Annotated in this window: 14 protein-coding genes; 10 read left to right on the top strand and 4 right to left on the bottom strand. The window is 61.8% G+C overall.

All coding sequences use genetic code 11. The features are described 5' to 3' along the window. Window positions 1-81 precede the first annotated feature (81 nt). The 4 genes from RG540_RS08275 to mobB are packed head-to-tail and all read left to right on the top strand — an operon-like array spanning window position 82 to window position 3414. Entirely contained in the window at window positions 82-987 is a 906-nt protein-coding gene (locus RG540_RS08275; protein ID WP_038586565.1) for a DMT family transporter, read from the top strand. A 50-nt stretch (window positions 988-1037) separates the two neighbouring features. After that, the gene (locus RG540_RS08270) at window positions 1038-2264 is read left to right on the top strand and encodes a multidrug effflux MFS transporter (RefSeq protein WP_038593327.1); all 1227 of its coding nucleotides are present in this window, start codon (window positions 1038-1040) and stop codon (window positions 2262-2264) included. Beyond that, on the top strand, window positions 2264-2902 hold the full coding sequence (gene mobA / locus RG540_RS08265) for a molybdenum cofactor guanylyltransferase MobA (protein WP_038586562.1): 639 nt from the start codon (window positions 2264-2266) through the stop codon (window positions 2900-2902). Before RG540_RS08270 ends, mobA begins: the two co-directional genes overlap by 1 nt. Next, window positions 2899-3414, top strand: a complete 516-nt coding sequence (mobB, locus tag RG540_RS08260; protein WP_038586559.1) for a molybdopterin-guanine dinucleotide biosynthesis protein B — start codon at window positions 2899-2901, stop codon at window positions 3412-3414. Before mobA ends, mobB begins: the two co-directional genes overlap by 4 nt. A 49-nt stretch (window positions 3415-3463) precedes the next feature. Here the strand turns inward: mobB and RG540_RS08255 are convergent, their stop codons facing one another. Continuing rightward, window positions 3464-5863: an OmpA family protein gene (locus RG540_RS08255; protein ID WP_038586556.1), complete on the bottom strand. Its 2400-nt coding sequence runs from the start codon at window positions 5861-5863 to the stop codon at window positions 3464-3466. 309 nt (window positions 5864-6172) lie between these two features. Between RG540_RS08255 and RG540_RS08250 the strand changes: the two genes are divergently transcribed. From RG540_RS08250 to RG540_RS08235, 4 genes are all read left to right on the top strand, one after another. After that, on the top strand, window positions 6173-6952 hold the full coding sequence (locus RG540_RS08250) for an ABC transporter substrate-binding protein (RefSeq protein ID WP_038586553.1): 780 nt from the start codon (window positions 6173-6175) through the stop codon (window positions 6950-6952). Window positions 6953-7072: 120 nt separating this feature from the next. Next, complete coding sequence (locus RG540_RS08245) at window positions 7073-7855, top strand: ABC transporter permease (protein ID WP_038586551.1); 783 nt, start codon at window positions 7073-7075, stop codon at window positions 7853-7855. Continuing rightward, window positions 7852-8682 carry an ABC transporter permease gene (locus RG540_RS08240; protein ID WP_038586548.1) on the top strand — a complete coding sequence of 277 codons (831 nt, stop codon included), beginning with the start codon at window positions 7852-7854 and terminating at the stop codon, window positions 8680-8682. The genes RG540_RS08245 and RG540_RS08240 overlap by 4 nt, the downstream gene beginning before the upstream one ends. 151 nt (window positions 8683-8833) lie before the next feature. After that, window positions 8834-9097: an usg protein gene (locus RG540_RS08235; RefSeq protein ID WP_007764766.1), complete on the top strand. Its 264-nt coding sequence runs from the start codon at window positions 8834-8836 to the stop codon at window positions 9095-9097. Window positions 9098-9265: 168 nt separating this feature from the next. Here RG540_RS08235 and RG540_RS08230 read toward each other — a convergent pair whose 3' ends face one another. Together RG540_RS08230 and RG540_RS08225 are read right to left on the bottom strand one after the other, a co-directional pair. Beyond that, window positions 9266-9532, bottom strand: coding sequence for a DUF2798 domain-containing protein (locus RG540_RS08230; protein WP_038586545.1), 267 nt, complete (start codon window positions 9530-9532; stop codon window positions 9266-9268). Window positions 9533-9592: 60 nt separating this feature from the next. Continuing rightward, the gene (locus RG540_RS08225) at window positions 9593-10453 is read right to left on the bottom strand and encodes an NmrA/HSCARG family protein (protein WP_038586542.1); all 861 of its coding nucleotides are present in this window, start codon (window positions 10451-10453) and stop codon (window positions 9593-9595) included. 122 nt (window positions 10454-10575) lie between these two features. On the opposite strand from RG540_RS08225, the gene RG540_RS08220 reads away from it, so the two are divergent. Next, window positions 10576-11469 carry a LysR family transcriptional regulator gene (locus RG540_RS08220; RefSeq protein ID WP_038586539.1) on the top strand — a complete coding sequence of 298 codons (894 nt, stop codon included), beginning with the start codon at window positions 10576-10578 and terminating at the stop codon, window positions 11467-11469. 116 nt (window positions 11470-11585) lie between these two features. On the opposite strand, the gene RG540_RS08215 is transcribed toward RG540_RS08220, so the two are convergent. Further along, complete coding sequence (locus RG540_RS08215; RefSeq protein WP_038586536.1) at window positions 11586-12308, bottom strand: DUF2270 domain-containing protein; 723 nt, start codon at window positions 12306-12308, stop codon at window positions 11586-11588. Between the two features lie 136 nt (window positions 12309-12444). On the opposite strand from RG540_RS08215, the gene RG540_RS08210 reads away from it, so the two are divergent. Next, the gene (locus RG540_RS08210; RefSeq protein ID WP_038586532.1) at window positions 12445-13266 is read left to right on the top strand and encodes a class I SAM-dependent DNA methyltransferase; all 822 of its coding nucleotides are present in this window, start codon (window positions 12445-12447) and stop codon (window positions 13264-13266) included. Window positions 13267-13269 lie beyond the last annotated feature (3 nt).

Raw genomic sequence — 13269 nt, 5'->3', positions numbered from 1 at the left:
AGAGTACCGCCTGGGAGGCAATCAGGCTGGCGACGCGTAAGTCGTTGCTTTAAGAGACCGGATACCGGAGGAATCTCGCAAATGGCATGGTCTGAAAATTCGCGGGGCGCATTGTTCATGTCGCTCGCCATGGCGGCTTTCACCTGTAACGATGCCCTGGTCAAGTCGGTGACCTCGGAGCTCAGCATCCCCCAGATCGTGGCCGTGCGCGGCGTCATGGCGACAGTGCTGATCTACTGTGTGGCGCGCTACATGGGCGTGACCCTTTCGGCAAAGGCGGTCATGCATCCGCTGGTGCTGCTGCGCACCTTGTTCGAGCTTGGCGCCACCCTGTCCTTCCTCTCAGCACTTGCCCATATCGAATTCGCCGCCATTTCGTCGATCATGCAGGCGCTGCCGCTTGCCGTGACGTTAGGTGCTGCCCTCTTCCTAGGCGAACCTGTCGGCTGGCGGCGCTGGACGGCGATCGGCATAGGCTTCCTTGGCGTACTGATCATCATCCGCCCGGGTCCGGAAGGCTTTACGCCGGCAGCGGTGCTCGCCGTCATCGCCTGCTGCTGCACGGCATGCCGCGATCTCACCACCAAGCGCATCCAGGCCGACATTCCTTCGCTGACGGTGACGCTCTTCACGTCGCTCGCCAACACTATTCTCGGGGCGATCCTGATCGTGCCGATGGGCGGCTGGCAGCCGGTCAGCACCTATGCGCTCGGGCATCTGGCAATTGCTTCGGTGATGGTGTTCGCAGGTTATCAGGCCGTCATCCAATCGATGCGGACAGGCGAGATCTCCTTCATAGCGCCGTTCCGCTATACCGGCCTGCTCTGGGCTTTGGCCATCGGCATTTTCGCCTTCGGCGAACGTCCGAACGCCTATATGCTGGTGGGCGCGGCAGTCGTTATCGGTTCCGGCCTTTACACCTTCTATCGCGAACGCAAGCGGCAGGGCATCACCACCGGCAAGGCTGCAGCCGCCCCGCCTGCCTGATGACCGGCCTGACGAAAGAGCCGAAAGGCAGCGTGAAAGGACAAGACGACGTGCAGCAAAGCCGATTTCTGGACAGACGAACCCCACCCCATATCCTGACGCTCGTCGTCTGCGCCGGACTTGCCGCCCTCTCGCTCAACGTCTTCCTGCCTTCGCTTTCCGCCATGGCGACCCATTTCGGCACCGACTATGCCGTCATGCAGCTGGCCGTATCCGGTTATATCGCCGGCACCGCCGTGCTGCAGCTGGTGCTCGGCCCGCTTTCCGACCTCTTCGGCCGCCGCCGCGTGATGATCGGCAGCATCCTGATCATGCTGGTCGGCACCGTGATCTGCCTGGTAGCCGCAAACGTCACCGTGTTCATGATCGGCCGGCTGCTGCAGACGGCGGTCGTCGCAGGTTTCGTCCTGCCGCGCGCGATCATCCGCGACACGGTGCCGATGGAGAGCGCCGCCTCGATGATCGCCTACGTCACCATGGGCATGTCGCTGGTGCCGATGATCAGCCCAACGATCGGCGGCGCGCTCAACGACATGTTCGGATGGGAAGCGAATTTCGCCTTGATGCTCGGCCTCGGCCTGTTGACCCTGACGCTCGTCTTCACCGATCTCGGCGAAACGAACCACCTGCCGGCCACCAGCTTCATCGCCCAGTTCCGCAGCTGGCCGGATCTTTTTCGCTCACGCCGATTCTGGGGTTATACGTTCACCTCGACCTTCTCGTCGGGCGTGTTCTTCTCGTTCCTTGGCGGCGCACCCTTCGTCGGCACGGCGATCTATCATCTCTCGCCTACAATGCTCGGCGCGCAGTTCTTCCTGATCGCGGCCGGCTACATGATCGGCAACTTCATTTCGGGCCGCTACACCCGCCATTTCGGCACGATGACGATGATGATCTCCGGCAGCCTGGTCAGCCTGGTCGGCGTCCTTATCACCGCCGTATTCCTCGCCGCAGAAGCGCCCTGGCCGCTCGCCTTCTTCGCACCGCTGGCGCTCACCGGCGTCGGCAACGGCCTCACCCTTCCAAGCTCGAATGCCGGCATCGTCAGCGTCCGGCCGCATCTCGCTGGCTCGGCTTCCGGCCTCGGCGGCGCGATCACCGTCGGTGGCGGTGCCGCACTTTCGACCCTTGCCGCAACGGTGCTGAAGGACGAGGGCGGCGCCATGCCGCTTCTCGTCGTCATGGGCGTTACGACCATCCTTGCGCTCGTCGCTACCGTCTATGTCCGGCAGATCGACCGCCGCGAAGGCGCGATTCCGACAACGGACGACGACTGATGACCGCACCCGCCGCTCCCCCCAGCAAACCTCCCGGCCTGATCCTTGCCGGCGGCAAATCGAGCCGCATGGGCACCGACAAGGCTTTTCTCACCATCGGCGACGACACGATCCTCGCCCACGTGGTACGGCGGCTCCTACCCCAGGTCTCGGAAATCACCCTCAACGCACCGATGGGGTTCCCCAATCCGCTCGGTCTGCGCCTGCTGCCGGACCCGGTTCCCGGCCAGATCGGCCCGCTCGCTGGCGTGCTCGCCGGCCTGCTCGACATCCAGGCCCGCAGCCTTGAAGCAACGCATCTCCTCACCGTCCCTTCCGACAGTCCCTTCGTACCCGCCGACCTCGTGCCCCGGCTCGAAGCTGAGGCGGGCGATCCGAACGCGATCGTCATCGCCGCCTCGGACGGCCGCGATCATCCGGTCTTCGGGCTCTGGCCGGTTTCCATCGCCGGTGATCTGGAAACCTGGCTCTCCGACCCCGACAACCGGCGGATCATGGGTTTCCTCGAACGTCACCGCATGGAGACCGTCGAATTCCAAATGGTCGAGACGCGCCAGGGGGTGCTCGATCCCTTCCTCAACATCAACACGCCCGAGGATCTTCAAGAGGCGCGTCGTTTCGCCGAGGAGCTTTCATGACCCCTCCCCGCGTCTTTGGCATTTCCGGCTGGAAAAATTCCGGCAAGACGGGCCTGGCGGTGCGGCTGGTGGCGGAATTCACCCGCCGCGGCTATGCGATCTCGACGATCAAGCACGCGCACCACGATTTCGACATCGACAAGGTGGGGGCCGACTCCTTCCGCCACCGCGCCGCCGGGGCCCACGAAGTGGCGATCGTTTCCGGTACCCGCTTTGCGATCATGCACGAATTGCGCGGCGCGCCGGAACCGAGCTTCGAGGAAATCCTCTCCCGCCTCGCTCCCTGCGATCTGGTACTGATCGAGGGCTACAAGCGCGAGCCGGTCCCGAAGATCGAAGCCCGCCGCCTCGAGGCGAACAACCGAGAACCGCTGGCGCCCAGCGATCCCCACATCGTCGCCATTGCCGCCGACCACCCGGTCACCGACGCCACCCTCCCTGTCTTCGACCTCGACGACACGAACGCGATTGCCGATTTCATCGCACAGGTGACGGGGCTTTCCGACAAATAAAAAACCGCCGGATCGCTCCGGCGGCTTTGGTTCGAGGTGCCTGAACCAATTACTGGTTCGAAGCGACCGGTTTGACCAGTGGGGTGATGCGGCGCACCGTCACGCGGCGGTTTTCCTGTTGCGGACCGTCGGTGCGGACCTTGAGGTAACGCTCGCCATAACCCTGCGTCGCCAGGTTTTCCGGCGGGATGGCGAATGCGTCCGTCAGCACCCGGGCAACGCTTTCGGCGCGCTCGTCGGAGAGAACGAGGTTGCTGTCGTCGGCGCCGACGGCATCCGTATGACCTTCGATCAGGAAGGTTTCGGAAGGATCCCGCTTCAGAACCTTGTTGATCGCGTCGGCGACCTTGCGCAGCGAGCTCGCCTGGTTCATCGGGATCTCGGCACTGCCGGTGGCAAACGTGATCGTATCGAGGTCGATACGCGGCACCTTGTCCCGGATACGGGCGGAGTAGCGTACTTCGTCCAGCGAATAGACCCGCTCGACCCGCTCCACCGGCGGCTGTTCCAGGAACTCGTAATAATCCCGGTCCGGCTCGGTCGAGGTGTCGATGATATAGTCGTCGAGCGGCACGCTCAGCCGCATCGGCGGCAGGTCGTCGCCGGGATCACGCCAGACGTAGTCGCGGCCGCGGCGGTTATCCATCAGCTCCGGCGAATAATAGAGCACGTATTCCTCGCCGCCCTTCACGACCCGCGAGCGCTGGACGATCTCGCCATAGCTGTTGCGGACGGTGACGATCCGCGTGCCGTCGTCGCGCACGATGACTTCGCGCACCCGGCCGTCGCGGAGCTGCTCGTATTGCGGCGCCCGATCGCGATCGTTGTAGAAACGACGGCTGTCGTCATGACGAACGACGGATTGGTTGTCGATCGAGATGATCACGCGGCCACCATCCCGGTCGCGGTCGCGGCCGTTGCGGTCCCGATTGCCGTCCCGGCCGGCAGTGTCGCGGAAGTCCCAGCCCTGGGGGCGTTCGAAATCCGGCCGACGGTCGAGGCGCTGACCACGCTCTTCGGACAGCTGGCGAAATTCCTGCTGCTGCTCGCGCGTGGCGCGCGTGCCGCTCTGGGCCTCTGCATCGGTTTTCGGCGGCGCCAGTTGCTGCTGGTCGGCCTGCTGCGGAGCCGGACGACGCGGACGCTCTCCATCCCGTGGCGGACGTGCAGACGGTGTCTCCTTGGCGCTGTCGAGCACGGCTGCACCGTTCTGAACGGGCAGCACGACCTGTTCACCGCTCTTGGCCGCAGCCGGATCCTTGGCAAGCGCCTTGGCGCGTTCGACCTGCTGAGGTGTCGTTGCCGTCTGGGGCGCGGTCGGCGGGGTACCAGGCTGGGCGCCAGTCGCCTGCTGGCCCTGCGGCTGGCCCGGCACCTGCTGACCCTGAGGCACCACTGGCTGTCCTTCGGTCGTCTGACGGCGAGGCGTTTCGCCGGCAGGCGGCTGACCCGGCGCGGCCTGGCCATTTGCCGGCGACTGCTGGTTGCGCCTGTCCTGCGCCGTTCCGGTGCCCGGAGCCTGTCCAGGGACCTGAGCCGGCGCCTGGCCCGTTGCGTTGCCGCGAGCCGGATTTTCGGGTGCTGCTCCCGGAGCCGTGGCGCGATCGGTAGCCGGCGGCTGTGTCGGCTTTGGTGTTTCGGCCTGCTTTTCAGCGGGAGCTGCCTTGGGCTGCTGGGCATTGCCGCTGGCCGGCTTTTCGGGCGTTGCTTCCGGCGTCGCCGCACGATTGGTGGCAGGCGGCTGCGGCTTCGGGGTTTCGGCCTGCTTCCCGGCCGGTGCTTCCTTCGGCTGCTGGGCATCGCGGCGAGCGGGAGCCTCGGGTGCGGCTTCCGGCGTCGCGGCGCGATTGGTTGCCGGCCGTTCCGGCTTCGGCGTTTCGGCCTGCTTTTCAGCGGGAGCCGCCTTCGGCTGCTGGGCCTCCCTTGCGGCCGGCGGCTCGGTCGGCTGCTCGCGCGGGCGACGCGGCTGAGCATCGTTTCCGCCCTGTCCCTGACCGGTCTCCTGCTGCTGACGGCGCGGACGTTCCTGCGCGGGCGCCTCGGCTGCCGGACGCTCGGCCTGCGGCGCCTGGCGAGGTGCAGCTTCCCGCGGAGCAGCTTCGCGAGGCGCAGCCTCACGGGGGGCGGCTTCCGGCTCGGCCTTGCGCTGGCGCTGCGGCTGTTCCTGCTGCTGGGCCTGGGGCGGCGCTTGCGGCCGTTCGGCCGGAGCCTGCTGTTGCCCCTCCTGGGGCTTGCGGCGTGGGCGCTGCTGTCCCTCGCCTTCCTGCGCATCCGGAGGAATGATGACCTGTTGCTGCACCTCGATGACGCCCGGCATCTGGCCGGCCTCGATGGCGGGTCTCATCTCCAAAGCGGGCCTCAAGGGGGCGGCACCGGCCGGCTGAAGCATCAGCGGCAGCGATATGAGAGGTGCTGCGACGCTGGCGAACAGTCTGAATTTTTTCGACATGGACATTTCCTCTTCTAGGGGTGTCATCCCTTTCATGCGCGTCCTTTATTGCCTTTTTCGGCGGACTTACGCGGCGGCTCAACTGTATTGCACCAAAATGGTTCCGTCGCAGCCTGTTGCGGATGGCCTGAACCTCGCATGAATGTGTTGTTCATCAGCTGGTGGCAACCAGACGTGCACGTAAAATGCCGTTGCAATTTTTCCCGAGCAGGTATCTAAAAATCCATTCGGGGCGCGCCTGCACGCGTGCCCCGTCTCCCTGCGGCCGAAAAAGACCAACACCGCAGGTTGCCAACAGAGAGGATCAAAATGAAAATTTCCACCCGATTCCTTGCTGCCGCCTCGATCGCCGCCCTGTCGCTTTTCGCCGGTTCGGCGATGGCTCAGGAGAAACTCGTGATCGGCACCGAAGGCGCCTACCCGCCTTTCAACAACCTGGAAGCCAACGGCCAGCTCACCGGTTTCGACATCGATATCGCCAAGGCGCTCTGCGACGAAATGAAGGTCACCTGCACCTTCGTCACCAATGACTGGGACGGCATCATCCCGGCGCTGCAGTCGAAGAAATTCGATGCCATCATCGCTTCCATGTCGATTACACCGGAGCGGAAGGAGCAGGTCACCTTCTCGAAGAAATATTACAACACGCCGCCGGCCATCGCCGTCCCGAAGGATTCGCCGATCAAGGAAGCGACAGCCGCCGGCCTCAAGGGCAAGACGATCGGCGCGCAAGGCTCCACCACTCATTCGAACTATGCTGAAAAGCATATGCCCGACTCGGAGCTGAAGCTTTATCCGACTGCCGACGAATACAAGCTCGACATCACCAACGGTCGTATCGATGCCGTCATCGACGATATCGTGGTGTTGTCGCAGTGGATCAAGTCGGACGCCGGCAAGTGCTGCAAGATCCTGGCACCGCTGCCGATCGACGTAGACATCAATGGCGAAGGTGCGGGCATTGCGGTCCGCAAGGGCGAAACCGCGCTGGCCGACAAGTTCTCGGCCGCGATCCTCGCGATCCGCGCCAACGGCAAATACAAGGCTATCAACGACAAGTATTTCGATTTCGACGCCTACGGCAAGTAATCGACCGGACAACCTGGTTAACGCCCGGCGGGAGGCTTGCCCTTCCGCCGTTTTTCTTTTTAATGGCGTCAATACAAGACAAAAGCGGCACACAAAAAGGCCGCAGGGGAAAACGACCTTATGAGCGGATTCTTTTCCGCCCTCCTTTCGGCGCTGGATCCGCTTTGCGGGCCCGTCGGGCTTTTTTCATTGTTCGGTTCCGGTAGCATCGTTGCCTGCGGCGAGACCGGCTGGGGCGACGAGATCGCCTTCGGCGTCAAGGTCACGATCACGCTCGCGCTCGCCACGCTGCCCGTCGGGCTGGTCATTGGCTTCCTGATCGCGCTCGCCGCACAGTCGGAGGACAAGCTGCTGAGGCTTGCCGCCGGCATCTACACGACGATCTTCCGCGGCCTGCCCGAACTGCTCACCCTGTTCATCGTCTATTACGGCCTGCAGATCCTCATCCAGGCGGTGCTCGCCTCCTTCGGGTACGACGGGCGCGTGGAGATCAATGCCTTTTTCGCCGGCATGGCGGCGCTCGCCGTCGTCTTCTCCTCCTATTCCTCCGAGGTTCTGCTGTCGGCCTTCAGGGCGATCCCGCGTGGCCAGTACGAGGCGGGCGACGCGCTCGGTCTTCACCGCTCGCGCACCATGCTTCTCGTCATCCTGCCGCAGCTCATCCGCATCGCGCTGCCCGGCCTCACCAATCTCTGGCTGATCCTCTTGAAGGACACGTCCTATGTCTCGGTCATCGGGCTTGCCGATATCCTGCGCCAGACCGGCATTGCCGCGCGCGTCAGCAAGGAAGCCTTCTTCTTCTACGGCATCGCCTGCCTGCTCTATCTGATCCTCGCGCTGGTCTCGTCCGTCGGGCTCGGCTTCATCGAACGCTGGGCGAAACGTTCGGAGGGCCGTCGATGAGTTACGTCAAGGAACTGATCCCGCCACGCGCGCCTCCGGCCCTGATCGGCAGGCAGTTGGCGCCGGCGCGTATTGCCGGCATCCTGGTTCTGCTCGTCTGGGCAGCCCTTGCGATCGCGCTTGTCTTCATGATGATCAGCGGCTGGAACGAGGATAAATTCCTGCGCTACGGCCCGCGCTATCTCCACGGCCTCTGGACCACCATTTCGCTGGTCGGCCTCGCCGTCATCCTCGGGGCCGTGCTGTCGGCACCGATCGCCTTCGCAAGGATGTCGAGAAACAAGGCGCTGAACGGCCTCGCCTATGCCTATGTCTACGTGTTTCGCAGCACGCCGCTGCTCGCCCAGCTGTTCATGATCTATTACGGGCTCGGCAGCTTCAAACCGCAACTCGAATCCGTCGGCCTCTGGTGGTTCTTTCGCGAAGCCTGGTATTGCGGCCTCTTCTCGCTGACGCTCAACACCGCCGCCTACCAGGCGGAAATCCTGCGCGGCGCGATCGAAAGCGTGCCGCGCGGCCAGCACGAAGGTGCGGCCGCACTCGGCCTTTCCAAACGCAACGCTTTCCGCAAGGTCATCCTGCCCCAGGCGCTGATCGTCGCATTGCGCCCTTATGGCAACGAGATCGTGCTTCTGATCAAGGGATCGGCCGTCGTCGCCATCGTCACCGTCTTCGATCTGATGGGCGAGACACGCTACGCCTTCTCACGCACGTTCGACTATCAGACCTATCTCTGGGCGGCGATTTTCTACCTCGCCATCGTCGAAGCGCTGCGGCATCTCTGGGCCTTCATCGAGGCACGCCTGACGCGCCATCTGAAGCGCTAGCAGCACTCAGGCGAAACAGCTGCTAACATACTGTAAATTATCACGAATGTGCTCTTAAGGTGGAATTGTAAAGCTTCGGTTAAACATGGCATGTTCTCCTATTAGGTGACGCAACGACGTCACCGCGAAACAACAAACGGGAACTGCTTGCATGTCTGAAATGGAAATGATGCTGAAAGGCTACGGGCTGACGACCGCCCAAATTTTCTACCGCCTGCCGGACCATCCCGCGCTGCTGCAAAGCTATGTCTGGCAGAACTACGACCTCGCTCCGGATTTTCCCGAGATGAACGGTTTTCTGAAATTCTGGCAGGAGAAGCTCGACGGCCCGCTGCATTCCGTCCGCTATGTCCATCGCAAGCTGATCTCGGCAAGCGAATGGCGGGCCGTCAAGGGCGAGATCATCCTGCACTAGCTGTTTGATCCCGGATGTGATGGTGCGATCAATACCGGGGGCAAACAGCCAGTCGGATTTTTTGCCGGTCAGGCGTTCTTGGTGTTTTCCGTCATCGGATGCGCTGGCTGATCTTTGTCGCCTCCGATATCTCGACATTCGGTCTTCGGTTCTTTGAGACTATAAGGATCAGGCCGGCCGATCGACAATTGTTGCAACGATCCGTCGCACGATCGGGAGGACAACCAGTAAACTCGGAAACGCAACGAGCCACGATGCGCCCCATGCATAGGCCCAGGTCCCCGCGAAACCGGTTGTCCAGCCTATGTTGATTGCCGTCGACACGGTGGAGACAATGCAGGACATAAGGATTGAAAGAACGAATGGCATGACGACCGCATTGTAGGCGGCTGGTAGTTTTCTCAATTTGAAAGCCTTTTCAGGTGAAGCTTGCATGGGAATCTCCTCATCAGAAAATCAGAGTAAGCGCTATTGAGAGCGCGAAGTGACGTGTTGCTAGGCCAGTTCCCGAATAAAGCTTAACAAGGAACGCGGCTCGCGGCCCAAAGCGGCGCGCAATGCCAGACTGTTTCCGCCAAGGCCATACCTGGTGTAGTGGCCATATACTTTGGCCAGCAATTGCATTTGATCGTCATTGTAGGGGAGACGAGTATTCGCCGCCCACTCGTCAAATGTCGGCTCGCCGGCAGAGATGGGACGGCCAAGTTCGCCCGCCATCAACGAGACGATATCTTCGCGACTGTACATGCCAGCGCACAGATCGAGGGTCGCATAGGATAATCGCGGCCCGGTCAATGCGATCGCTGCGACTTCGGCGACATCACGGTAGTCGACCCGCGCCAATTTCGCTGTTTTTGAAAACGGCTCCGAAAAGACGCCATGTTCAACGACGGACGGCCAGGCGGTACTGATATTTTGCATGAAATTGGCAGGGTGAAGAATGGTATATTCCATATTCGTCGAATAGAGAGCGTCTTCGACCGGCACCTTGCTCGCATGGTTTTTCAGCGTCGTATTGGTAGGCTGGATCACCGAAGAAAATACGAATTTCTGAACGCCTGCTCGGGCCGCCGCCTCGACCATGGCAACACCCATAGCCGCTTCATCAGGAGCAAAGGCTGGCCCGATGTGAAAGACGCCGTCGACGCCCGTGACGGCGCTCTCGAGGCTTTGACGATTGCTCAAATCTCCGATCGCGACTTCGGACGCGCCGAGCGTGCGAGCCTTTTCGGCGTTTGCCGGGGCACGAATAAGCGCTCGAACATTGACATTGCGGCGAATAAGCTCGGGCACGACAAGTCCGGCAAATCGACCTGTGGCGCCGACCACCAAAACAGTTGGATTGAGTGATCTCATAATAATTCCTTCCTGCGAAGCTGTCCCCTTCAGGACCACTCAGGGAAAGTTATGAATTCACGAAATCCGTTACCAGTCCCCGGTTTTGTGATAGTTTCTCTCGATTTTCGGGAGAATGAGCGATGAGCCGGATAGATGATTTTGAAGCGTTCATTGCAGTCGTCGAGCATGGAAGTTTGACGGCTGCCGCTCGTCGACTGAACCGTTCACTTCAGTCGATCAGCCGGTCTTTAGCGACATTGGAAGAGTCCGTTGGGGTCGAACTGGTGCATAGGACGACGCGCCATTCGACACCGAGCGAAACGGGCGCGGCCTTTTTCCACCGCATCAAACCCGCCGTCGACGAGATAAACGAAGCAAAGCTCGAAGCGGCCAACCGACGATCGGAGCCATCAGGCATCCTGCGCCTCACTGCACCGGTTCTGTTCGGCCCGGATTTCCTCGTGCCTATCGTCGCCGACTACATGCGGATGTATCCAAGGGTCGAGGTTGATCTGCAGCTTTCCGATGCCTTTGTCGATCTTGGTGCCGAGGGTCTCGATCTGGCGATACGGATCGGCAACTTGCCGGATTCCGGCTTGCGAGCGAAACGCCTGGGCGCGTTGCGGCGCGTGGTATTCGGGGCTCCTTCCTACTTCAGGCGACATGGCCAACCGACCCATCCCTTTGACCTGGCCCAGCACAATTGCATTGTTCGAACCGTCGATGAACGTCCAGGCGAGTGGATGTTTCAGATTGAAGGCAAGCCTCGGACGGTGAAAGTCGCCGGGATTTTTCGATCTAACCTGATGACGCCGATTTATGCTGCAGCAATCCACGGATTGGGCTTGGGCTATTCACCCCTTTGGCAGATAAGGCAGTTGGTGGACGACGGTCGCGTCGAGTTGACTTTAACGGAGTTCGAGCCGGCGCCGGTGCCGATACACGCCGTGTGGCCGGAAGGCAGATCGTCTTCAGCCAAAGTTCGCGCATTTCTGGATATGCTGGGGTCCCGCTTGGAACTCAAAAACCTGTAGCGGAAGTGGCCTTCAGTCGTTCCGGTCAAATCGGTCCAACCTGGAAGGCGGCTAGTTGTCTGTGCTTCGTCGAAGATCAGTGCCGGGTTAAACACTAAAAACAGCAGCCTCGCGTTTCAGACGTGCACTTCGCCATGGGCGAATTCGCCGTCGTCCGGCTCGCGATGCAGGGCTGAGAAAATCACGGCGGCATAAAGGACCGCGACGAGCGCAATCACGCTCCATCCCGGCAAAGGACCGAGCGCGGCGTTGTTGACCGCCTCCGACCATGAAAAGACGACATCCGCCTGGGTATCGTTGGGCAGGAGCTTTGGGGTCGAGATCTTCAGAAGCCACGCCATCAGCAGGATGACGTACATCCAGACGTAATTGCGCCTCACCCGGCGAAACAACGCCTCGCGATAACTGATCAGGAAACAGGGATTGCGCAGGCTCGTGGCGATCGCCTGCGCCCAGTCGGGCTTGAGGTCCGCCTGCGGATAAAGTGCCTGCGCGAAATAATGGCGTTCCAGCTTGCGAACCCTGGCGCGGTAGACGTCGAAGAAGCGGTATCGCCGTGCTTCGATCAAGAGAAGCAGCGAGATCAGCAGCATCGCAAACAGAACCACGCCGTGATGCGACGTCGGCGTCGACAGCGAGACCGACAGCAGCGCCGCCACCACCGTGATCGACCAGTTCGAGGTGCGGTCGATGCGGTCGCGCCAGCTGGTCATCCGCCCGAGTTCGCCGCGGTAATAGTGGATGATCACATTGGCCTTTTCGGCGGAGGTCATCGGCAGCGACGGCGCGCGCCGTTCGACATTCTGCTCCAGCACGCTTTTGCCCTCGTCGACAGGCATGACCTTCTCCCGGAGGTGGTTCTCGAAAAGCCGTTCTGCTTTGACCTCTCAACGAATGAGCACCCGCCGCGTTCCCCCTGATGGACAAATGCCGGCTATCGGCTTAAAGCCGCCTGCGAAAAGAAGGACGCTGGCCATGAAGAAGATCGACGAGGAAGCCCTGGCAGAGGCCTATAACCGCGCGCTGGCGCTGGAAAAGGGGGGCGACATCGATGCAGCCGTCAAGGCCTACGAGCAGGTGCTCGAACTCGATCCAGAGGACCACGGCGGTGCCGCCGTGCGCATCGCGGCCATGGGCCGCGGCGAGACCCCACCCAAGGCGCCGGACGCCTATGTCGAAACCCTGTTCGACCAGCACGCCGAAAGCTTCGAGGACATTCTCGTCGAGCAACTCGGTTATGCGGTGCCCGTCATCGTGCGCCAGCGCCTGCAGGAGCTGAAGCTCGGGCCGTTCAAGCGCATGCTCGATCTCGGCTGCGGCACGGGGCTTACCGGCGGCACGCTGCGCGACATGGTCGACGACATCACCGGCATCGACATTTCCGAGAACATGGTTGAAATCGCGCACGAAAAGGATCTCTACGAGACGCTTTACGTGGCCGAAGTCGAGGATTTCCTCGAAGACAATGACGACGAGCCCTTCGACCTCGTGACCGCCACCGACGTGCTGCCTTATCTCGGCGCGCTGGAACCGCTGTTCTTCGGCGCGGCAGAAAACATGGCTCCCGGCGGCTTGTTCGTCTTTTCTTCCGAGACCCTCTCCCCGGAAGCTTTTGCCGGCCGGTCCTATATCGTCGGCCCGCACCAGCGTTTCGCTCATTCGGAAACCTATATCCGCGAACGCCTCACGGCCACCGGCTTCGAACTTCTCGAAATCTCCGACATCAACGTGCGGATGCAGGACGGCAACCCGACCCCAGGCCATCTGGTGATCGCGAAGTTGACGACCACATCATGACCA

Origin of the sequence: Neorhizobium galegae bv. orientalis str. HAMBI 540, assembly GCF_000731315.1 — a bacterium.
In the GTDB taxonomy this organism is placed as follows: Bacteria; Pseudomonadota; Alphaproteobacteria; order Rhizobiales; family Rhizobiaceae; genus Neorhizobium; species Neorhizobium galegae.
The sequence above is the reverse complement of the archived record's forward strand: the minus strand, read 5'-3'. Positions and strand labels throughout refer to the sequence as shown.

Coding starts and splice junctions, on each gene's coding strand:
- RG540_RS08230 (WP_038586545.1), bottom strand. CDS start 9,532: ATGCAAGCTTCACCTGAAAAGGCTTTCAAATTGAGAAAACTACCAGCC.
- RG540_RS08255 (WP_038586556.1), bottom strand. CDS start 5,863: ATGTCGAAAAAATTCAGACTGTTCGCCAGCGTCGCAGCACCTCTCATA.
- RG540_RS08250 (WP_038586553.1), top strand. CDS start 6,173: ATGAAAATTTCCACCCGATTCCTTGCTGCCGCCTCGATCGCCGCCCTG.
- RG540_RS08275 (WP_038586565.1), top strand. CDS start 82: ATGGCATGGTCTGAAAATTCGCGGGGCGCATTGTTCATGTCGCTCGCC.
- RG540_RS08240 (WP_038586548.1), top strand. CDS start 7,852: ATGAGTTACGTCAAGGAACTGATCCCGCCACGCGCGCCTCCGGCCCTG.
- RG540_RS08215 (WP_038586536.1), bottom strand. CDS start 12,308: ATGCCTGTCGACGAGGGCAAAAGCGTGCTGGAGCAGAATGTCGAACGG.
- RG540_RS08220 (WP_038586539.1), top strand. CDS start 10,576: ATGAGCCGGATAGATGATTTTGAAGCGTTCATTGCAGTCGTCGAGCAT.
- RG540_RS08225 (WP_038586542.1), bottom strand. CDS start 10,453: ATGAGATCACTCAATCCAACTGTTTTGGTGGTCGGCGCCACAGGTCGA.
- RG540_RS08235 (WP_007764766.1), top strand. CDS start 8,834: ATGTCTGAAATGGAAATGATGCTGAAAGGCTACGGGCTGACGACCGCC.
- mobB (WP_038586559.1), top strand. CDS start 2,899: ATGACCCCTCCCCGCGTCTTTGGCATTTCCGGCTGGAAAAATTCCGGC.
- RG540_RS08210 (WP_038586532.1), top strand. CDS start 12,445: ATGAAGAAGATCGACGAGGAAGCCCTGGCAGAGGCCTATAACCGCGCG.
- RG540_RS08245 (WP_038586551.1), top strand. CDS start 7,073: ATGAGCGGATTCTTTTCCGCCCTCCTTTCGGCGCTGGATCCGCTTTGC.
- mobA (WP_038586562.1), top strand. CDS start 2,264: ATGACCGCACCCGCCGCTCCCCCCAGCAAACCTCCCGGCCTGATCCTT.